Here is a 20455-nt window from a genome sequence, read left to right as displayed (position 1 = left end):
GAAGTTAGCAACACTTTAACCAATCAGTTGTCGTGACTTTGTCGTGATTTATATTTATTTAAGTGTTTGAGGGCGTGTTACCAAAGCTTATTTGCACTATAAAGTAACCTGGCGGTTGTTCAATGCTCAATTGCCAGTTTGATTGCTCACAAATGCGCTTTATCAAGTTTAAACCATGCCCTAACCCTTCACTCTGCTTGCCTTTTACGCCGCTTAAAAATGGTGAATTGATGGTATTTTGTTGAGTCTGGTTTTTAAAAATAAGTTGTCGTTCATTTAAGGTAATATCGGCATTATCACCATTTGCGTGTCGCACCATGTTCGAAAGTAAATTTAGCATTAGAATGCTAACCAGATTTTGGTTACACATTACTTTCACATCACTGTAAAAATTAAGGGTTAACTCAAGATGTTTGTCTGCTTCTGCGAGTAAAAAATCGAATTGGTTAATAATCAAAGACTCTAACTCTGCAGTTAAATTAACCACCTCTGTTTGGCTGGATTCGGAACGTGCAAGCGCCAATAAAATTGAAGTGATTTGATTGATATTAGCAACCGCCTCTGCAACCTTACTAAAATTGTTTTCTCTGATTGTTTTTTCTTCTTTGCTTTCTGAAAGTACATTTTGAATAATCGCCACAGGCGTTCTGATTTCGTGACTTATGTCTTTGGTAAAAACGCGCTCTCGATCAAGCGCGCTATTCAACTGAGTAAAAGCGTTTTTAGTATTGAGTGCTAATAAACCGATTTCGTTTTCTGGAAATACATCAGGCTCAATGTTTTCTGCATTTTTTGTGTTCACTTGAGATGCGAGCGTTTTTAAAGGCCTTGCTATCTTCTTGGCTGTCAATAAGCTAACAACGAGGGCTATGGCAGAAATAACACAAGCTATTACTAAAAGCCACACGAGCAAGTTTGGCATATTATCTTTGCTAACCTCGAACTGCTCTACATCAGCGAGCAAAAATAATTGTTGTCCACCTAACTCTAGGGTAGTCATATGGAGCGTTTTTACAGAACTTATTTGGTACTCGACTTTGCTAGAGTTTGACGGGTAGTCTTTTTGGATTTCGATAGGTAGATCAGAAAAGTTTTTAACCAAACGCATGTAATCTGCTTTTGGTGGGAGAACCTCACCTGAACGTTTAAATTGTTCAGTAATATGAGTCGCTTCATCGTTGACTAAACGGTTAAAAATATTATCTTCAATTGTCCATGCATATAAGATAATCAACAAGCTATAAATAAGCGAGATAGACAACACAGTCGTTATAATTACGCGGCTTATACTACTTGAAAGGCTTTTCATCGTTGCTTCACTTTATTTTAGTTATTCTAATTAAAATACTCGTTTTTTAGACACGCATTACTCAGGCACAACAATTTTAAAACCAATTCCGTGAACCGTTTTTATCATCTGGCACTCAAACGGTTTATCTATGGCGTTGCGAAGCGTATATATATGACTGCGAACGGCATCGGTATCGGGCATATCATCCCCCCATACTTTTTCAATCAATTGGCGTTTACTCAGCGCGTTCGGGTATGCTTCAGCAAGCAATTTAAGCAATAAGAAATCAGTTTTTGAGAGTTTTATGTTCTGACCGCCGCGCTGAACTGTTTTTTGATGAAAGTCTATTTCTAAATCACCAATACATGCCTTCTGAGACTTATGTAATTGATGCCTTCTAGCGAGTGCTAAACACCGAACATAAACCTCCTCTAACACGTGAGGTTTTGTTAGGTAATCGTCTGTGCCGTGTGAAAAGCCATCTAGTTTTTCTTCAATACTGTCTCTTGCGGTGAGCATCAATACAGGAATATTCGTCGTAAGCTCTGATTTAATAAAACGACAAAGATTTAGTCCATCAGTGTCAGGTAAAGTTAAATCTAATATCACAACATCAAAACGCTCAGACTCAAGTAAGTTAGTCGCTAGTTGACCATTACAGGCATAGTCAACGACCATGCCTTTTTGCATAAGGAAATTACTCAGCTGCTCTGCTAATTGCTGATTATCTTCAACCAATAAAATATGGCATTTTTCTTCGTTCATTTAACTGTCTTTTGTCGAATTAATTCTAGTGTGGCCGCAATGGTCTTATCATCCATGTTTTGCGTGATGCTATTGCCTGGCTCAATCTCATAATGGGGCTGAACACCTTGTTGAGTCAACTCACCGCTCGGTCTAACTAATAATCGAGTTGTAATATAGGCCCTTAGCTCTGAGTGAGGTAAGTTAAACAAATTGCCCTGTCCTGATTGATTAGCAAACCCTTGAGTTGGCTGCCCTACTAAGGTTGCAAAGCCATTATCTTTAAGGGTCGTTGCAAATACAATCGCAGCAGAATAACTAATCGAACCGGTCAATAGATACACATTACCGGTAAATCTGACATCGTCACTCATTGGGGTTTCCCATTCATCCCATTTTGTGTCGACAATCTCCCCTTCCTCACCTTTATAATTAAACCAACCACGGTTGTCTTTGTTGAGTTTTTCTTGAAGTGCTGAAACCAGTCTGAATGGTTTGTTTGCAAGGTATCGACTTAAATAAGCAACGGTATCCGTATTTCCACCGGGGTTGTTTCTAATATCAATAATAAGAGAGTGAATGTTTGACGCATTAATTTTCTTAAAACTTTCATCAACAAAATTTTTAAACTCGCTAGGTTTAATATCAAAGTGCTCTAAATACAACAAGGCAACACCATCTTCTAGCTCTTTAAAGTAATGCTCTTTTTTAGTTTTTCCTGAAATAGCGCTCTCTGTCTGTTGCCAATCTTGGGCTTGCGTGATCTCTAATGTTTTAGTTCTGCCGTCAGATTCTATTTCAAGTTTAAATTCATTAATAAAACCGTATACAGCCCATAAGTTAACGGGGAACCTCGCTGCCACGACCTTTTCACGAAGAAACTGACTTTCACCACCGGTGTATTTTTGCATGTCTAATACAAGGTCTTTTGTTGAAATACCATTAATTGATAAGATTTTGCTTTGCCCTACAACCCTTTCACTACCTGACTGATAGTCGTTTTGTATATATAGCTCTTGCTGCGTATTGATAAATACTTCAAAAGGAAAAGGTTTAGCACCTTGCTCTTTCAATAAGTTATATTCTTGATAAGGCCAAATCAAAAATGCATGACCATCATTAAATTTATGGCTGATTTGACCTACTATTTTGTAAAACTCCGTTCGCATTAAAGGCTGGGTAACCTGAGACTTAAGTGTTTCAGTATAACTTTTTAACTCAGATACTTGAGTGTATTTATCAAGGTTAGGGTGACGCTCCAATGCGCCTTTTAATAAAGCATCAATATCTTGATGCATTTGTTCAACAGATAAATGTTCTGTCAGCAAGGTTTCATCCGACAAGTCAGGCATTATCTCTAAATGACTACCTTGGCACGCAACTAACACGGGTAGCACGCACGCCATCATCAGTGATTTATTTAGTGGTTTTAGAATTTTTTTTAACATCGCTTTGCTCCTATGTGGTACTGGGCAAAGTTAGCAAAGCGTTTGTGAAGGTTTTGTTGTGAAATGCGAATGGTTAATTTCAGCTACAGGATAGGCACCCGCTTTACTTGCCGGGCTTGCTTGATATTAAACAAGTTTGTTTTAATGGCTTGGAAGTCTTTGAGTTGCTTATCATTATGCACTTGTTGCTCTAATGAAGTATAAATAAAATTGGAATCTAATAAATACTCTTTAGAAAACCCGTTTTGCACGGCTTTCTCTGCTAGCTGTAAAAAGAGAGCAGGATCTTTGTTATTTAACGCGGTGAGTGATGCGATAAATTGATTGGAGCTTTTAACTTCCTCTGAAGCTTCCCCCTTCGTCTTCCTAACTTTACCGTCAACTAAATTTGCAAGTAGCAACGCTAGATGTGCATATTTACTTTGGCTATAAGCAACCCGGTCTAAATGAACAAGTGACTTATCTATTTTTCCTTGTAACTCTAAAGCACTCGCCATAAGTAGATGGGCTTCAATAAAGCTTGGCTTTAAGGTCAGTAATTCAATTAAGGTTTTTTCTGCTTTCTCATATTGTTTAGTCGCCAAGAAAAACTCAGCTTGAGTCAGTAAATAAAACGCATTATTCGGAGAAGACGCTACCAATGACGCTAAATGACGTTCACTCCAGCTAAACATATTTTTATTTAACAGAACCTGAGCCCGTATCTTTTGTACAAGCGGATTTTCTGGTTGTAGTTTATGTGCAATTTTAATCGCTTGCCACGCCCCTGAAATATCACCACAGTGATTCAGTGCGCTAGATTTGACGGCATGAGCGTTCACCCACTTAGGCGAAAGTGAAATGGCTTTACTGGCGCTTTCAATGGCGTTTTTATATTTTCCCTGTTCAATTTGCACATTCCCAAGCGCAACATAAGGCCAAGGTTGGCTATTCGAAGCGTTAACTGCCTTTAATGCAAATTGATAGGCTTGTATTAAATCGTCTTGATTGGCACCATATAACTTATGCTTAGTTAAATACAATTCGCTTAATATTGAGAAAATAGCGACTTTATTGCTGGCGTGTTTGATTGAGTTTTCTAGCTCGCTAATCGCACTATCTATTTTTGAGCTGTCTTGTAACCCCATAAATCGAGACACATCTAGCTCATTTGATTCATCAGGTGGTGATAGGCTTATATTTGCTTGTACTGGTTGCTGTATCTTACTTGATTCTGTTTGCTTAAAAACACCTAAAGCAATCATCCCAAAGATGACTAATCCACTAAGCATGACACGGTGCCTAATAGAAAAATGAAATTGTGGACTTACAAGTTTTGGTGAATTTTGTTGTTCTTCTAGTTGGCTAACTGTATGTTCTACAAGCTTAACTGATAAATTTAAACGATATCCTAGCCCTCGTTCTGCAATAATAGGATCTTGTTCTTTTTCGACTGCCAAAACTTCCCTAAGGCGAGATACACGTTTTTTAACGGTGTCTTCTGAGACGATTTTCCCCTGCCATACATAATCCAAGATAATGTTATGTGAAACGACACTCGGTGCGCGTTCAACCAAACACACTAATAATCGATAAGATAACTCAGGCAAAGAAACCTCTGTAGAACCTTTAAATAATTTTCGTTCATCAAGGTTTAAAGTTAGGTTTTCTCCGACTTTATAAACTGACATCTCATTCCTTAAATATACTTAACTTATTCTTATTATTAAATAAGTTGTCTTGTCACTATGCGTCACCCTAACTCACTTTAATTCACTCTTCAATTAGTTTGAATGTCGTTAAATTAAATGCATGTTTAATTTGGGAAAAGCATGATGCGTACTAAGATACTTTTTTTACTTATTTTTTTTACTTCATTTTTTAGCGTTGCTAATCAAATAAAGAGCAAAGAAATTGACAAGCTACTGACTCGATATCACCAATTAGAACAATTTAATGGTGTCGCGTTAATCAGTCATAAAGGGAAAGTGCTCTTTAAGAAAGGTTATGGCAAAGCCAACTTTGAATGGGACATTAATCATACTGTCGAAGGTAAGTTCAAAATTGCCTCGATCACTAAACAATTTACAGCCATGTTGATACTTCAACTTGTTGAGCAAAAAAAGCTAAAGCTGGATGAAAAGTTAATCGAATACTATCCAGGCTACAGAGCAGATACTGCCTCTAAAATTACAATTAGACAGTTACTAAATCACACATCGGGCCTTGCCAACTTCTTTCACCTTGATGGCTACAAAGTCGTTGAAGCTAGAAACCCTTACACACTTGACGAGTTTATCTCAAAGTTTTGTAGCGAGGATTTAAACTTCGAGCCTGGCACCCAATTCAGGTATAGCAATGCGGGTTATACCATTTTAGGTAAAGTCATCGAACAAGTAACAGGTAAATCTTATAGCGAAGTTTTAACACAACAGATTTTAAAACCGCTTAATATGAATAATTCTGGATTTAACCAACAACATTCTATCCTAAACAATCGAGTGACTGGTTATGAACGACTATTAAATCGTTTAGAACATCCCAGCTTTATAGATATGTCAGTGCCCTTTTCTGCTGGCAGTATGTATTCAACGGCCATGGATTTGTACCTTTGGGACCGAGGCTTAGCCGAAAACAAAATATTATCAAAACCGTTAACCACAGTTTTGTATCAAGTCTCTGAGCATAGGAACTATGCAGCGGGCTGGTTGGTTGATAACTACCCAGAAGAGCGATTTGGTAAAGCACTCACTCGAGTACACCATGGCGGTATGATCCCTGGCTTTAATGCCAATATCAGTCGTGTGTTAGAAGACGACATTTTAGTTGTATTGCTCGATAATACGGGCGGTGCGCCAATGACACCAATCACCGAAAAGGTGCTGAGTATTATCTATGACAAAGACTATGAAGAGCCTGAATTAAGGCTTTCACAAAAACTCTATAGAATGATCATAGAGCAAGGAAACTCTACATCAATCGCTTGGTATAAGACATTGGTAGCGCAACACGAAGGGTTTAGTGAGCGTCAATTAATCAGATTTGCATATGAGCTGGTTGATGCTAACGAACAACAAGCTGCTCTAGCATTTTTAAAGCTAAATGCTGAACTCAACCCAGAATCAACTCGTGCTAAGCACGCATTAAAAAGGGTAAGCTCGCTTTAGTCTCATTATTTTCGGTGTACATTTTATTAATTTTAACTATAATCCCCGCACCCTTATTAGGGCCAACTTTTAACATAAGAATTAAACGTAAAAAGGACAATAATGCGTAAAACAGTTATAGCTCTTACTTCTGCTCTTTTTTTATCACCATCAATTTTTGCAAATAATAACATTTACACAGACATTCTTCTTGGTAAAGCAAAACAAGAATTCGAATCAAGTTTTGAATATTCAAGCCCTTATGATTCTGGTAAAGAGTATTATAAGCAACCGAGTCAAAATACAACTTCTTTTGGCGTAAGACTAGGCTATCAATTTACTAACAACTTTAGTGTTGAAATTGGTCACAATCAATTCGGCGAAACTGATCATACCTATGTTGACGAATTTAATGACACCATTAACGATAAAATCAAAAGTTCGTCAACCACACTGGGTGTTAATGCTCAATGGCCAATCAACGATAAATTTTTTATCAATGGCCGAGTAGGTATTGCTGCATGGGATTTAAAAGCAAAAAGTACAGATAGTTATTTTCCTGGTGTTGTTGAAGAAGATAGCGAAGATGGCAATGACCTTTACTATGGTTTCGGGCTTAAATACTTAGCGTCTGAAAACATCTATCTTGGTTTAGAATACTCTATTACTAATATGGCATCGGACAAAACAGAAAAAGACGGTCAATTTACAGAAAAAGTAAACTTAGACTATGATGTAAGCAACTTTGCAATTTTTGTTGGCGTTAATTTCTAACCTCAGTCTTAAGCAAAGGTCTAAAACATTACTTAAGCTCATTGCTTAACATATCAATAAAGCGCCTGACTTTAGAAGACAGGTGCTTTCTACTTGGGTAAACCGCGAAAACATTCACTGTTGGTTGTTGATATTCTTCGAAAAGGATCTGTAAGTTACCTGATGCAATACCTCTCGATAGATAAAACTCAGGTAAACGCGTGATCCCTATACCCGCCTCGACCAGCGCGGTTTCAGCTTCTCCATTATTACAAAGTGCTTTGAGTCTCACATCAACGGTAAATTGCTCGCCATCAGCTGGCGTAAATGTCCATTTACCTGGGTTCTTATGGTTACTGTAGCCTATACAGTGGTGATTATTTAACTCTCTGGGATGGTGAGGGCGACCATATTGTGCAAGATAAGATTTTGATGCAACAACATAGGTTGGACAAGCATAAATCTTTTTACATATGAGGCTAGACTCATTTAATGCCGGCGTTGCACGGATCACAAGATCATAACCATCTGCAACCAAATCGACCCGTTTATCACTTAAATCTAAGTCAAGCGTCACATTTGGATAAAGCTTTAAAAACTTGACCAATATAGACTGAATATGGGATCGATATAACCCAATTGGGCAACTTAACTTTAAGTTACCTTTTGGCGTATCGTCTCCTTGTGTGACAAGGTTAAAGGCATCTTGTGCATCACTTATTAGTTGTATGCATTGCTGATAATAAGCCTCACCTTCTGGTGTGAGCGCTAAAGAGCGTGTTGTTCTATTTAACAATCTCACACCTAGTCTTGCTTCAAGCTTATTCATTTCTTTAGAAATATGAGAGTTAGAATGGCCTAGTTGTTGCGCTGCACTTGCAAAGCTGCCTCGCTTAACCACTTCAACAAAAACTTCTATACCTTCAAACAGCTTATTCATAGTCATATGGAAATAGTGAAAACCCAATAGAGGGATTAATAACTAGATAAAGATAATATAGACTAAGTTTCATCGAGTCGAGCAATGAATTGAAGACTCATCACTTAATTAATGAGGAAGAAATCATGAAAGTATTAGCATTTGCAGCAAGTAGCAGCCGTCAATCAATTAACAAACAGTTGGCTCAGTATACGGCAAATCAAATTGAAAATGCAGAGGTTGAATTATTAGATTTAAACGATTTTGAAATGCCAATCTTCAGCTCAGATCGTGAAAATGAATCAGGTATTCCAGAACAAGCACAAATTTTTTTCAAAAAAATTGGTGAAGCAGATGCAATTGTTATTTCTTTTGCTGAACACAATGGTTCTTATACGGCTGCTTACAAAAACATTTTTGATTGGACATCGAGAATTGATATGAAAGTGTATCAAGGTAAGCCAGTTATTTTGTTAGCGACTTCACCGGGTCCCGGTGGTGCGCAAAGCGTACTCGCTTCTGCAGTTGGTTCATCTCAGTTTTTTGCCATGGATGTAAAAGGTTCTCTTTCTGTACCGAGTTTCTATGATAATTTCGACTTAGAAACCGGTCAGTTAACAAACCAAGAGCTAATAGATCAAGTCAAGACGATTACTGCGTCACTTTAAAACCTTCTATGAGCTGTGTATTACACACAGCTCATATTTAAAATTTAATCACTTTTGCTAAAAGTTGATCATAACGACCTGATTGTTTCATTCTAAGTAAAGCTTCATCAAACATCCTCAGAATATCGGCATTATCTTTATCTGCTTTCGATAAAATGATGTGGCTATTTTTCCGCATAAACGGCTGTTCAATATGACCTATTTTTTTCATGTCTTGCTCTGAAAAATGTTGACGTAACAGATAGTAACCTACAGCCATTTCTTGTGGGTAAATCGATACTCTGTTTTTTAACAACATGCCAAATGCTTGCTCATCATTAGACACTCTGTGCATGTTGATTTGTTTCGCTCGAATAATGTTATCTAGGTCGATGCCATAACTGAAATCTTCAAGGCCAACATAGCTATAGGACTTTAATGCTTCAAAGCTATCAAGTTTCGGTTTATTTGTTCTGTTGTAGAAAAATACATGCTTTTCTTCTAATACTGGCTCAGAGAAATAGAACTCACTTTCTCTAGACTCAGTTTTAAGCCATAAGCCAGTACCATCAACTCTCCCTAATTGCGCTTGCTCCATCGCTCTCGCCCACGGGTAAAATTCAAAAGCAACTTGATAGCCGATATCAGAAAATGCCTCGGTAATTATCTCAGCAATGGCACCGTTATTAGGTAAATCACTACCCATATAAGGCGGCCACTCTCCAACAGATAAAGTGATTTGTTTCGCTGAAACGGGAAAACTTGAAAATATAAATACTAAGGAAAGTACACAGACATATATTAACTTTTTCAATGTGGCACCAATCATTATCAAACCTAAATTAACTGTAGTTGATAATTATGGATAAAAAGTGGAAGTAAAACCCAGAGTCTAAGTTTCTGGGTTTTATAAAAGAGATTAAAGTCGCTTAGTTAGTACTATGGCAATGCCTAACATAACTGACGAAACCAATAAGCAGGCGCTTAAGCCATAATATTGATACATGACCCCAGACAATACGGTACCAGTTAAGCGCCCTGTGGCGTTGGCCATATAATAAAAGCCCACATCCATTGATACGCCGTCACTGTCTGCACACCTCACAATAAGATAGCTGTGTAACGATGAGTTGATGGCAAATACAGCACCAAAAATTAGCAAACCACCAACAAGGATAAGCTCTGGTGAGAAACTTGAATCTAAACCCAATACTATCATTGCAGGAATAACTGCAAGGGTTGTTACCCATGACAGCGCTGACTGCTTACTTTGGGTTAACGCCATATTTCTGCCAGTGACTTTGGGGGCGTTTGCCTGTACTAAGCCATATAAAATGACCCACACAGCCATAAAAGTACCTACAGTGCTACTTTGCCAACTCAATTCACTGACAAAATAAACCGGCAATGCAACTACAAACCACACATCTCTAGCTGCGAACAAGAATAGTCTCGCGGCTGAAAGACGGTTTATTTGTGGGCTTTTTGAAAACATCTCAGTGAATTTAGGTTTTGCTTTCTTTTTACCTAAGTCTGCTTTTAATCGCCATATACTTAATAACCAAACAAGTGTCAGCATACCTGCCATTAACCATAATGCGTCTTGAAACCCAAACAAGGTCAGAAGCAAGCCACCTAGAAAGAAACCGACACCTTTTAGCGCATTTTTTGAACCCGTTAAGATTGCTACCCATTTATATAAAACACCATCAGCGTCTTCAGGAACCAATTTTTTTATGGCACTTTTGGCACTCATTTTATTGAGATCTTTTGCTATGCCAGATAATGCCTGAGCACACATAACATAAGTAACACTCAACCACTGGGGGTTAATAGCAAGCATGACCAATGCAAAGATTTGAATGGACAAGCCCAGATTCATGGTTTTATTCAAACCAAGGCGCGCACCAAGCCACCCACCCACTAAGTTAGTCACAACACCAAAGAATTCATAAAACAAAAACAACATGGCGACTTCAAGTGCACTGTAACCAAGCTGATGGAAATACAACACCACCAGCATTCTGAGCGCCCCATCTGTTAATGTGAACGCCCAATAATTACTGGTGATGAGTAAGTATTGTTTTATGTCATCCGAAAGTTTGGACAACATCTAGATTATCCCCACTTTTGCTCAATAACATAACGAACTAGATCTGCAGTTCGATTTGCATAACCCCATTCGTTGTCGTACCACAGATACATTTTTACTTGAGTACCATTTACGACCATGGTTGATTGCGCATCAACCACACTGCTTCTTGGATCTGTCTTATAGTCAATTGACACAAGTGGACGAGTCTCAAAACCTAGAATGTCTTTTAGTTCACCTTCAGCCGCTACTCTCATCCATTCATTGATTTCTTCAGCAGTAGTCGCACGGCTTACTTCAAATACACAATCTGTGATTGACGCATTAGCCAGCGGTACGCGAACAGCATGGCCGTTTAGTTTACCTTTCAATTCTGGAAATATATGTGTAATTGCACTAGCAGAACCAGTCGTTGTTGGGATCAAACTCATACCACATGCTCTTGCACGACGAAGGTCTTTGTGCGGTGCATCAAGGATAGTTTGAGTATTGGTGATATCGTGAATTGTGGTCATTGAACCATGCACAATACCAATTTTATCTTGTAATACTTTAATTGGTGGTGCTAAACAATTCGTTGTACACGATGCTGCGGTCACAATATTGTGCTTTTCAACATCAAATAAATCATGGTTTACGCCATAAACCACATTCAATACACCCTCTTCTTTAACAGGTGCAGTTACGACTACCTGTTTCACACCTTGTTCAAAGTAAGCTTGCAGCTTAGCCTTTGTTTTCATCACACCAGATGCTTCAATCACTAAATCACAGCTTGACCAATCAGACGCTTCAATCGTTTTATTCTGAGTAACTGAAATAGTATGACCATTGATTTGCATGGTATCGCCTGCGAAATCCACTTCATGGTTCCAACGACCATGTACCGAGTCAAAATTCATCAGGTGCGCCAGTGTTTCTGCATTGCCTGCTGGGTCATTGATCTGAATGATCTCAATGCCTGCAGTATCATATAAGGCACGCATAGTTAGGCGACCCATACGGCCAAAGCCATTTATTCCAACTTTTATACTCATGTTAACTCCCAGAAATTAAACGAAGACACATCGATTATGGTCAACTTTCTTGAAAATGTGATTACTAGTTTTGAAGAGAAAACTGTCAAACACCAAATATATGGAAAATCATATATTCGATTTTCCATATATTCAAGTTTAATTTTCGTTCTGGTTGATTAGAGCGAGTTATTTTAGGAAAAAGCCATGTTTAAATGGATCTGAGTCTTCTAAAACAAAGTTAGAAAATGCAGTGATATATGCTGTACCAAATACTCGTGGTATTACAGCGTTATAATCATGAAATTGTGATTCTTTTTGGATTGTTACATCAAAACTACTATCAACAATACTTTCAATGGTAATTTTATCACCCACTTTTATTTGCTTTCTAGCATGAAGTATTGCAGCTCTTGCGCTCACACCCGTCCCTGTTGGACTCCTATCTAATTCACCATCAGCAAAAATACACACGTGTTTACTATGGCTTTCTTTGTCTTTAATTTGAGATGACGAATAAAAAATCACACCATATAGAAAACTCAAACTTTCATCTTCTGGGTGTGAAAGCGCTAAAGAGTCGTTAACTAAAGCTTTAATTTCTTCACCAAGCTCAGATAATTGTGCAGCATTTGCTTTTGACAGCGAGATATCAAGCTTGTCTGCATCTACGAAAGCATAATAGGCACCACCGAAAGCGACATCAGTTGAAAAATACCCAAGAGCAGGATGATTAATTTGGTGATCGAGTTTCACTACAAAACTGGCCACATTATCAAAATACGCCTGCCCATTATTATAATAGGCAGTTACCTGCCCTGATGGTGAGTCAATTTTTAGTTCTTTTTTTTCTTTAAAATGGCCTGCTTTTTCAGCCAATGTAGACAATGCGATGATCGCATGACCGCACATAGTGCTGTATCCTTCGTTGTGAAGAAATAACACACCAAAGTCACTGTCTGCTCTTTCACTCTCTGTGATTAAAGCACCATACATATCTGTGTGGCCTCTTGGCTCTCCCATAATAGCTGTTCGTAAATGATCTTGATGTTCAAGACATTCAAGCCGCTTTTCAACTATGCGCTTGCCTTTCAGATGTGCGAACCCGCTTTTAATTACTCTAAGCGGTTCACCTCCTGTATGCATATCAATGCACTTTATTTGTGTACCAGACTGAATTTTTAGTGTTTCTAATTGTTTTATAAAATCTGACATGAAACTTCCTTAGATCAAAAAATGCCAAGCAAGCTTGGCATTGGGTGAATGCTGAGCGTAGGTACTTCGCTCAGCTCGCACGGGTATTTTCAGGGAGATTAGAAAACCATACGTGCAGTCAGTGAGACATAGCGTGCCGCTTGACGACCTGTCACCATGCCGTAATCTGGGTTTAACTCAATACCATCATCACCATAACGAGTACGTTCTTCGTTGATGTTTAATGCACTATCAGCATTTAGTAAGTTATAAACGGTGGCTTTCAGTGATACTTCATTACCCATTAGCTCTGTGAAATATGACATTGAAAGATCAACATTCGTTACCCATGGTAGTGTGCCTGCGCTACCACGAGGTGCTGGGTTACCATTTTCGTCATAGTGTGAGGCATGATCATAGTAGCGACTGATACATGCATCCCATGGGTTACCTTCTGCACAACTATCGACATTCTTAGGGTGTACTGAGAAATAACTTTGCGGACGACCTGAAGTAGTACGAGCAACTAAACCAGCAATTAGGTTATCCGTGATATTATACGAGCCAGAAAATTTGAATGCATGACGGTGGTCATTTGGTAAGTTACCGTAGCCATGGTCCATTAGGTCAGCATAGTCGTATGAAGTCGTCCAACCTGGATCTGCCTGGTTATTATCAGTTTTAACTAGGCCTTCTGTGTTACCGTAGTTTTTAGACCAAGTGTAAGATGCATTTATTCTTAAATCATCCGTAACGTTGCCATCTAAAGTGAACTCAACCGCTGTGTACTTACGTACTGCTGCAGGTAAAGCTAGCTCTTCAGCAGATAAGTTAATTACATCAACTGTACCATCGCCATCAAAGTCATAAGACATTTCAATCGCTTCACCTGGGTTGTTCAACACATAATATGAGCCTTGACCCACATTATCTGTGATACCCATTTCAGCTAATTTTTTAGCAAGTACAGGACCTACATCTGTGTCTTCTACACTGCGACCTAGGTCACGGTGAACCACACGTACACCCGCTGACATAGTGTCAAAAATTTCCTGCTGATAACCAATGGTGATTTCATCAGAATACATAGGTTTCAAGCTTGAAGAAGCGATAAGGCCAGGTTCAGTAATACCACGTTGACGCCAGCGACGGTCACGTAACATATCGCCACGACTTGGTGAACCATCAGCTAACAGTACTGGTGTACCATCTGCATTTACATCGCCCATTTCATGGTATTCGAACCATTCAACTGACGCAGAGCCTTGCGTGATATTCATGTTTGCAGAAACAGGTTGGTAATAACGGCCAAATGTTGCGAACACTTTAGCTGTACCATCACCGTGTAAGTCATAGATTGCTTGAAGACGAGGTGAGATTTGGTCCTTCATATCAACGTATGCTCTACCGTCTGTTACCGTGTTTTCGAACTCACTATAACGTAGACCTAAATTAAGCACTAAATTGTCAGTTGCTTGCCAAGTATCATTAATATAGAACGCAATTGAAGTTGAATCAGAATCTACATCACGTGTTCTAACACGTCGTTCGATAAAAGAGTCACCCTCAGCCGCGCCTGAGATATCATCAACACCTGCGTTTTTGATTTCCCACCAGCCCATACCATCGCCAATACCATTTTGACCTGAGCTAAATTTTACTTTTACTTTGTTATAGTCAATACCGAACTGTAAAGCGTGCTCATCTAAGTCCAAAGTAAAATCAACACGCGCTTGCTCACGTACATACTTCTCTTCAGATACAGTTGATGTTGTATGTTGGCTTAATGTTGTCCAGCCATTTCTAGAATCCCATACACCAGGATCTGTGGATGCAACCACATTTTCAACATTCTCAGTAACCTGACCAACTACAGCAGAAACTGACATAGAATCTGTTAAGTAGCCGTTATAGTTAACACTGAAAACTTTACCACCATCTTCACCTGGTGCAGCAACCCCTTTTTGATCGCCGATGACATTCGTTTGCCAATCATAGACAAAGTTAGTTGTATCCCAAGTACGCTTGTTATTCATCGCTGAGAAACCAAATGAATGATCTTCATTAATGAACCAGTCTAACTTAGTGAACCAACGATCTTCTTCTGTTGATGTTGAGCTGAAGGTCGTTTGCCCTGCACCCTCACTATCTGAGCGACGGGGTGAAAATAATGCATAAGCAAAAAGTTTATCTTCAACTAATGCGCCTGAAGCCCATACCTGAAACTCTTTAAAGTCGTATTCATCACGTTGATTATTTGTTGAAATAGTGCCATTGCTTTGGAAAATAGAGTCATGGTGAGACTCTAAGCTTGAAGGGTCCCAGCGCACTTCTGCACCAAAATCAAAATCGTTCTCACCCGACTTAGATACCGCGTTTACAATACCACCCATCGCACCACCAAACTCAGGGCTTACACCACCCGTTTTGATTTGCGTTTGAGAAATCGCTTCCCAAGGTAAGCGAATTGAACCTAGGCCTGTTTTGATTGAAGCAACATTCAAACCATTAAAGTAGTAACCATTTTCAGCTGATGACGCACCACCAAAGCTTGATGCACCATTGAAACTGCTGCCACCAGGCGCAGACGTACCCGGTGCAAGGAGTGCAATGCTTTCGAAACCCGTATTTACAGGCATCATGTTTAATTCTTCATCACTGAATGTCACACCTGATGTCGAGTTACTTAAATCAACTCGACGAATTGAAGCACCTGTTACAGCGATACGCTCAATATTTTGACCAGCTTGCGACATTTGTGCATCAATGATCATAGATTGACCAATGGTAACGTTTACATTTTCTTGCAGTACACTTTGATAACCATCTTTTACGATTGTTACGTCGTAAGTACCGACAGGTACATTACGTAACAAGTACTCACCTTCAGCATTGGTTGTCACTGTATATTTCAAACCTTTAGTTTTGTGTTTGAAAGTCAATGTTGCACCAATAATATCAGAGCCCGTACTTGCTTCGATATGACCCTTAACAACACTGCTACCGTCTACAGCTAACGTTGGCGCGTGCCAACTTAATGCTGCAGCGATTGCAGTAGCTGCAAGGCTTTTTCTTAGATAGTTACCTTTTTTATTATTGTACTTCATGAGTTGTCCTACTCCTGTGAGTTTTGCGTTTTTCATAATGACGCGTAACACAATACATACAATTTATATTGTATACAATATTTTATTTGATATTTTGTTAACTGGAATATGTAACAAAATATACATTTACTCATAAATTAAGGGAGGACAGGTACAAGAAAGAAATACCGGCAAAGTAGAATTAGAATAATAACGTGAAGTGGTTATTAACAAAAAACCCCGCTCTTGGCGGGGCTTTACAAACTTATTTTGAAAAAATAACTTAGCGCATCGCCATCATCATTTTCGCAGGGTTTTCAAGATAAGCTTTCCATAGGTTATTGAATCGAGCAATCGTGCCACCATCAATCACTCTATGGTCACCAGACCAACTGACTTGCATAATTGCACGAGATACAACATTACCTTGCGAATCAAAACGTGGTAGGTGCTGTAATTTACCGAGTGCAACAATGGCAACTTCAGGCTTATTGATAATTGGCGTTGCGGTTGTGCCACCAATCGCACCTATATTCGAAATTGAAATTGTGCCGCCCTTCAAATCATCAGGTGACACTCGCCCTTCTCGAGCTGCATCAGTTAATCGTGTTACATCCTGTGCAACATCGATTATAGATTTACTCTGACAACCTTTAATATTTGGCACCAATAAACCAAGTTTCGAATCTACGGCCATACCGATATTGTGGTCATCAAAATAGGTGATCTCTGTGCAGTCGTCGTTTACTTGTGAGTTAACGATTGGAAACTCTTTAATCGCAAGCGAGAGTGCTTTGATAAAGAATGGCATCATCGTTAACTTAATGCCCTCTTTCGCATACTGTTCTTTGAGTTCTTTACGAAGTGCAATAAGGTCGGTTAAATCGATTTCATCACTGAATGTAAAGTGTGGAATGGTCGATACAGACGCTACCATCTGTTTTGCCATTGCTGCTTTCATGCCACGAATAGGCTCTACTCGTGTGCCACCTGAAGTAACTGCTTGAGCAACCTCAGAAACCGGCGCAGTGTTGTTTGTTGAAGCTGGTTTAGTTTCAACAACCGCATGTTGCTCAGTCTCACCGCTTACAAACCTAGCAATATCTTCTTTATACACTCGGCCATTTTTGCCAGAGCCAGGTACTAAGTTAATGTCGATATCTTGCTCACGCGCTAAACGACGAACAGCGGGAGACGCGATTGCTTTACCATTTTTTGGTAATTGCGTTTTCACTGCAGTATTTTGTGTTTCAGCTTTTGCAGCTGGCTTATTTTCAGCTACCGAAGAAGTTTGAACATTGCCATTACCACCAGCTAAACGCATTTGGAATAACGGACTATGAACTTGCGCAATTTCGCCTTTTTTATAGTATAGCTTTTCAACTACACCATCGTATTTAGCTGGGATCTGTACCAAGGCTTTGTCTGTCATTACGTCACACACAGCTTGGTCTTCAACAATGGTGTCACCTTCGCTGACTAACCACTCAACGATTTCACACTCAACAATACCTTCACCAATGTCTGGCAGAATAAAGTCTTCTAAATGTGAGCTTGAAGTATCTGGTGATACTTCAGTGTCATTAGCTACTTCGACAGGTGCTGCGCCCGCAACATCCATAGCAAAAAGCGGCTCATGTACTTTGGCAATTTCGCCTTTTTCATAGTGTAATTGTGTAATCACACCATCATGGACTGCAGGAATTTGTACCAAGGCTTTGTCGGTCATAACATCACAGATAGGTTGATCTTCTTTTACTTCATCACCGACCGAAACTAACCATTCAACAATTTCGCACTCTACAATGCCTTCGCCAATGTCTGGTAAGATAAATTCTTTTGACATGTCTAATCCTTAAAACTCAACCGACTTTTTGATCGCAGAGAACACTTTAAGTGCATCTGGTACATACTCTTTTTCAAGTGCTAGTGGGTAAGGGGTATCTAAGCCACACACTCGCAAAATCGGCGATTCTAAATGTAAGAAACATTCTTGCTGAATAGTTGCAGCAATCTCAGCACCAAAGCCATTGGTGATCGGTGCTTCGTGACTAATAATCAAGCGACCTGTTTTGGTGACTGATTTAGCAATCGTTTCAACATCCCAAGGCAGAATACTGCGTAAGTCAATAATCTCACAGCTAATACCCGCTTCTTGTGCTTTTTCAGCAGCCTGCTCGATGATTTCCATCTGCGCACCCCAAGCGAGTAGCGTCACATCTGAACCTTCTTTTACGACTTCAGCTTTACCTAGTTCAATTTCGTAATCTTCTTCTGGCACTTCACCGACTGAGGCACGATATAAACGCTTAGGTTCGAAGAAAATGACCGGGTTATCGTCTTTAATACATGCACGCAATAAGCCTTTAGCTTGGTAAGGGTTACGAGGTACAACTAGCTTCAAACCTGGCGTATGCGCAAAGTAAGCTTCTGGAGATTGTGAATGGTATAAACCACCCGCAATACCACCGCCGTAAGGCGTTCGAATTGTTAGATTGCCAACATTGAACTCGTTACCACTACGGTAACGGAATTTTGCAGATTCGTTCACGATCTGATCGAATGCCGGGAAGATATAATCAGCAAACTGAATTTCAGCCAGTGCCGGTGCGCCAAAAGCAGCTAAACCGTTTGCGAAACCAAGGATACCTTGCTCTGTCAGAGGTGTATTGAATACGCGGTGCTTACCGTATTTTTCTTGTAAGCCTGATGTCGCACGGAACACACCGCCGAAATAACCCACATCTTCACCGAAGATACACGCTTGCGGATGCTCTGCCATAGTGATGTCTAGCGCCGAGTTAATGGCGTGTAGCATGTTCATTTTAGCCATTATTTGATTCTCCCTGCAGTCACTGGGTACGCTTCTGGATGTTGCTTAATATGTTCTTTTAATTCTTCATATTGTTTTTGAAGTGCAGGAATTGGCGTGTCGTATACATCAGAAACGAGCTCTTCTAGTGCTGGTTTCTGAACTTTCTCAGCAACCTTTAATGCCGCAAGTATTTCTTCACGGATCTTATCTTTTGCCGCTTCGTCTTCTGCTTCATTTAACCAGCCTTGCTTTAATAGCCAGCTTTTGAATCGCTCGATTGGACAAGCCGCTCTGAATTCTGCTTCTTCATCTTTACTACGGTAGCCAGATGGATCATCTGATGTTGAGTGAGCACCTAAGCGATAAGCAATAGATTCAATTAGTACAGGGTCGCCCTGCTCTGCTGCAATCTTACGTGCAGCTTGTGTTGCGGCATAAACAGCCAGTGTGTCAGTACCATCAACACGAATAGTCTTAATACCATAACCGACACCACGCGCAGCAATACCGTCGCCTTTAAATTGTTCATCAGCTGGCGTTGAAATCGCATAACCATTATTACGCGCGAAGAATACAACCGGTGCTTTATGCACAGCAGCCATGTTTAAACCCGCATGGAAGTCACCTTCAGATGCAGCACCTTCACCGAAATAACAAATTGTCACGTTATCGATTTCAGAAGCTAGTTCACCGGTTGCAGCATCGATATGATTCAATTTTTGACCATACGCATACCCTGTCGCTTGCGGGATTTGCGTACCAAGCGGTGAAGAAATCGTCATATAATTAAGTTCGTTAGAGCCATAGTGGATTGGCATCTGACGACCTTTACCTAAATCAAGTTCATTGGAAAACATTTGATTCATAAAGTTATCTAGGCTAAAACCACGATAAGCAAGCGCTGCTTGCTCGCGGTATTGGGCCATAATCATGTCATCATGTTTAAGCGCTGCAGCACTTGCTGTCACTGCGGCTTCTTCACCAAGACATTGCATGTAAAAACTAACACGACCTTGACGCTGTGCAGCCTGCATACGTTCATCTAGTAAACGAATGAAGCGCATAGTGCTATATATTTTTAATGCTGTTTCTTTATCTAGCTCTGGTGCGGTTGCACCATCAAGGATCTCACCATTGTCACCGAGAATTTTTAAGGTGGGGATATTCAGTGCATGGCCATCAATAAATTCCAGCGCGTGGCTGATATTTAGAGATATGTTATTCGGGTTAATCATAACCTACCTTCTCTTGTTGTCATTATCCATTTGCATGCAAATAACTACTCAAAAGTATTTATTCGTTCGCTATGTTGTTTTATGAATAAT

General features: G+C 39.6%; 16 protein-coding genes. 3 read left to right on the top strand and 13 right to left on the bottom strand.

The genetic code is table 11. The features are described from left to right. Nucleotides 1-58: 58 nt before the first annotated feature. The 4 genes from C1E24_RS03190 to C1E24_RS03175 form a co-directional block, all read right to left on the bottom strand. Nucleotides 59-1309 (bottom strand): sensor histidine kinase, encoded by a 1251-nt coding sequence (locus C1E24_RS03190; RefSeq protein ID WP_138478663.1) that lies wholly within the window; start codon nt 1307-1309, stop codon nt 59-61. 57 nt (nt 1310-1366) lie between these two features. Next, nucleotides 1367-2056, bottom strand: a complete 690-nt coding sequence (locus tag C1E24_RS03185; protein WP_138478661.1) for a response regulator transcription factor — start codon at nt 2054-2056, stop codon at nt 1367-1369. Further along, complete coding sequence (locus tag C1E24_RS03180) at nt 2053-3483, bottom strand: S41 family peptidase (protein WP_138478659.1); 1431 nt, start codon at nt 3481-3483, stop codon at nt 2053-2055. The genes C1E24_RS03185 and C1E24_RS03180 overlap by 4 nt, the downstream gene beginning before the upstream one ends. An 83-nt stretch (nt 3484-3566) precedes the next feature. After that, the gene (locus C1E24_RS03175; protein ID WP_138478657.1) at nt 3567-5153 is read right to left on the bottom strand and encodes a winged helix-turn-helix transcriptional regulator; all 1587 of its coding nucleotides are present in this window, start codon (nt 5151-5153) and stop codon (nt 3567-3569) included. 141 nt (nt 5154-5294) lie between these two features. Here C1E24_RS03175 and C1E24_RS03170 point away from each other — a divergent pair, with 141 nt between their 5' ends. Next, nucleotides 5295-6629 (top strand): serine hydrolase domain-containing protein, encoded by a 1335-nt coding sequence (locus C1E24_RS03170; protein WP_138478655.1) that lies wholly within the window; start codon nt 5295-5297, stop codon nt 6627-6629. Nucleotides 6630-6731: 102 nt separating this feature from the next. Next, complete coding sequence (locus C1E24_RS03165; protein ID WP_138478653.1) at nt 6732-7382, top strand: outer membrane protein; 651 nt, start codon at nt 6732-6734, stop codon at nt 7380-7382. Between the two features lie 28 nt (nt 7383-7410). On the opposite strand, the gene C1E24_RS03160 is transcribed toward C1E24_RS03165, so the two are convergent. Further along, nucleotides 7411-8301, bottom strand: coding sequence for a LysR family transcriptional regulator (locus tag C1E24_RS03160; RefSeq protein WP_346765666.1), 891 nt, complete (start codon nt 8299-8301; stop codon nt 7411-7413). 125 nt (nt 8302-8426) lie between these two features. Between C1E24_RS03160 and C1E24_RS03155 the strand changes: the two genes are divergently transcribed. Further along, nucleotides 8427-8948, top strand: a complete 522-nt coding sequence (locus C1E24_RS03155) for an NADPH-dependent FMN reductase (RefSeq protein WP_138478649.1) — start codon at nt 8427-8429, stop codon at nt 8946-8948. Between the two features lie 37 nt (nt 8949-8985). Here C1E24_RS03155 and C1E24_RS03150 read toward each other — a convergent pair whose 3' ends face one another. From C1E24_RS03150 to C1E24_RS03115, 8 genes are all read right to left on the bottom strand, one after another. Next, nucleotides 8986-9741 (bottom strand): substrate-binding periplasmic protein, encoded by a 756-nt coding sequence (locus C1E24_RS03150; RefSeq protein ID WP_171040745.1) that lies wholly within the window; start codon nt 9739-9741, stop codon nt 8986-8988. Between the two features lie 105 nt (nt 9742-9846). Then, nucleotides 9847-11040 carry an organoarsenical effux MFS transporter ArsJ gene (gene arsJ / locus C1E24_RS03145; protein ID WP_138478645.1) on the bottom strand — a complete coding sequence of 398 codons (1194 nt, stop codon included), beginning with the start codon at nt 11038-11040 and terminating at the stop codon, nt 9847-9849. Nucleotides 11041-11045: 5 nt separating this feature from the next. After that, nucleotides 11046-12056, bottom strand: a complete 1011-nt coding sequence (locus C1E24_RS03140; protein WP_138478643.1) for an ArsJ-associated glyceraldehyde-3-phosphate dehydrogenase — start codon at nt 12054-12056, stop codon at nt 11046-11048. Nucleotides 12057-12224: 168 nt separating this feature from the next. Then, nucleotides 12225-13250 (bottom strand): proline racemase family protein, encoded by a 1026-nt coding sequence (locus tag C1E24_RS03135; protein ID WP_138478641.1) that lies wholly within the window; start codon nt 13248-13250, stop codon nt 12225-12227. A gap of 98 nt (nt 13251-13348) precedes the next feature. Beyond that, nucleotides 13349-16336: a TonB-dependent receptor gene (locus C1E24_RS03130; RefSeq protein ID WP_138478640.1), complete on the bottom strand. Its 2988-nt coding sequence runs from the start codon at nt 16334-16336 to the stop codon at nt 13349-13351. A 262-nt stretch (nt 16337-16598) separates the two neighbouring features. Then, entirely contained in the window at nt 16599-18161 is a 1563-nt protein-coding gene (locus C1E24_RS03125) for a dihydrolipoyllysine-residue acetyltransferase (RefSeq protein WP_138478638.1), read from the bottom strand. 9 nt (nt 18162-18170) lie between these two features. Next, nucleotides 18171-19148 carry an alpha-ketoacid dehydrogenase subunit beta gene (locus C1E24_RS03120; RefSeq protein WP_138478637.1) on the bottom strand — a complete coding sequence of 326 codons (978 nt, stop codon included), beginning with the start codon at nt 19146-19148 and terminating at the stop codon, nt 18171-18173. Continuing rightward, nucleotides 19148-20365, bottom strand: a complete 1218-nt coding sequence (locus tag C1E24_RS03115) for a thiamine pyrophosphate-dependent dehydrogenase E1 component subunit alpha (RefSeq protein WP_138478635.1) — start codon at nt 20363-20365, stop codon at nt 19148-19150. The genes C1E24_RS03120 and C1E24_RS03115 overlap by 1 nt, the downstream gene beginning before the upstream one ends. Nucleotides 20366-20455: the final 90 nt, after the last annotated feature.

Origin of the sequence: Pseudoalteromonas phenolica (assembly GCF_005876835.1) — a bacterium.
In the GTDB taxonomy this organism is placed as follows: Bacteria; Pseudomonadota; Gammaproteobacteria; order Enterobacterales; family Alteromonadaceae; genus Pseudoalteromonas; species Pseudoalteromonas phenolica_B.
This window is presented reverse-complemented; position numbering and strand designations above follow the sequence as displayed.

Coding starts and splice junctions, on each gene's coding strand:
- C1E24_RS03115 (WP_138478635.1), bottom strand. CDS start 20,365: ATGATTAACCCGAATAACATATCTCTAAATATCAGCCACGCGCTGGAA.
- C1E24_RS03170 (WP_138478655.1), top strand. CDS start 5,295: ATGATGCGTACTAAGATACTTTTTTTACTTATTTTTTTTACTTCATTT.
- C1E24_RS03120 (WP_138478637.1), bottom strand. CDS start 19,148: ATGGCTAAAATGAACATGCTACACGCCATTAACTCGGCGCTAGACATC.
- C1E24_RS03180 (WP_138478659.1), bottom strand. CDS start 3,483: ATGTTAAAAAAAATTCTAAAACCACTAAATAAATCACTGATGATGGCG.
- C1E24_RS03130 (WP_138478640.1), bottom strand. CDS start 16,336: ATGAAGTACAATAATAAAAAAGGTAACTATCTAAGAAAAAGCCTTGCA.
- C1E24_RS03125 (WP_138478638.1), bottom strand. CDS start 18,161: ATGTCAAAAGAATTTATCTTACCAGACATTGGCGAAGGCATTGTAGAG.
- C1E24_RS03135 (WP_138478641.1), bottom strand. CDS start 13,250: ATGTCAGATTTTATAAAACAATTAGAAACACTAAAAATTCAGTCTGGT.
- C1E24_RS03185 (WP_138478661.1), bottom strand. CDS start 2,056: ATGAACGAAGAAAAATGCCATATTTTATTGGTTGAAGATAATCAGCAA.
- C1E24_RS03140 (WP_138478643.1), bottom strand. CDS start 12,056: ATGAGTATAAAAGTTGGAATAAATGGCTTTGGCCGTATGGGTCGCCTA.
- C1E24_RS03190 (WP_138478663.1), bottom strand. CDS start 1,309: ATGAAAAGCCTTTCAAGTAGTATAAGCCGCGTAATTATAACGACTGTG.
- C1E24_RS03175 (WP_138478657.1), bottom strand. CDS start 5,153: ATGTCAGTTTATAAAGTCGGAGAAAACCTAACTTTAAACCTTGATGAA.
- C1E24_RS03165 (WP_138478653.1), top strand. CDS start 6,732: ATGCGTAAAACAGTTATAGCTCTTACTTCTGCTCTTTTTTTATCACCA.
- C1E24_RS03160 (WP_346765666.1), bottom strand. CDS start 8,301: ATGAATAAGCTGTTTGAAGGTATAGAAGTTTTTGTTGAAGTGGTTAAG.
- C1E24_RS03155 (WP_138478649.1), top strand. CDS start 8,427: ATGAAAGTATTAGCATTTGCAGCAAGTAGCAGCCGTCAATCAATTAAC.
- arsJ (WP_138478645.1), bottom strand. CDS start 11,040: ATGTTGTCCAAACTTTCGGATGACATAAAACAATACTTACTCATCACC.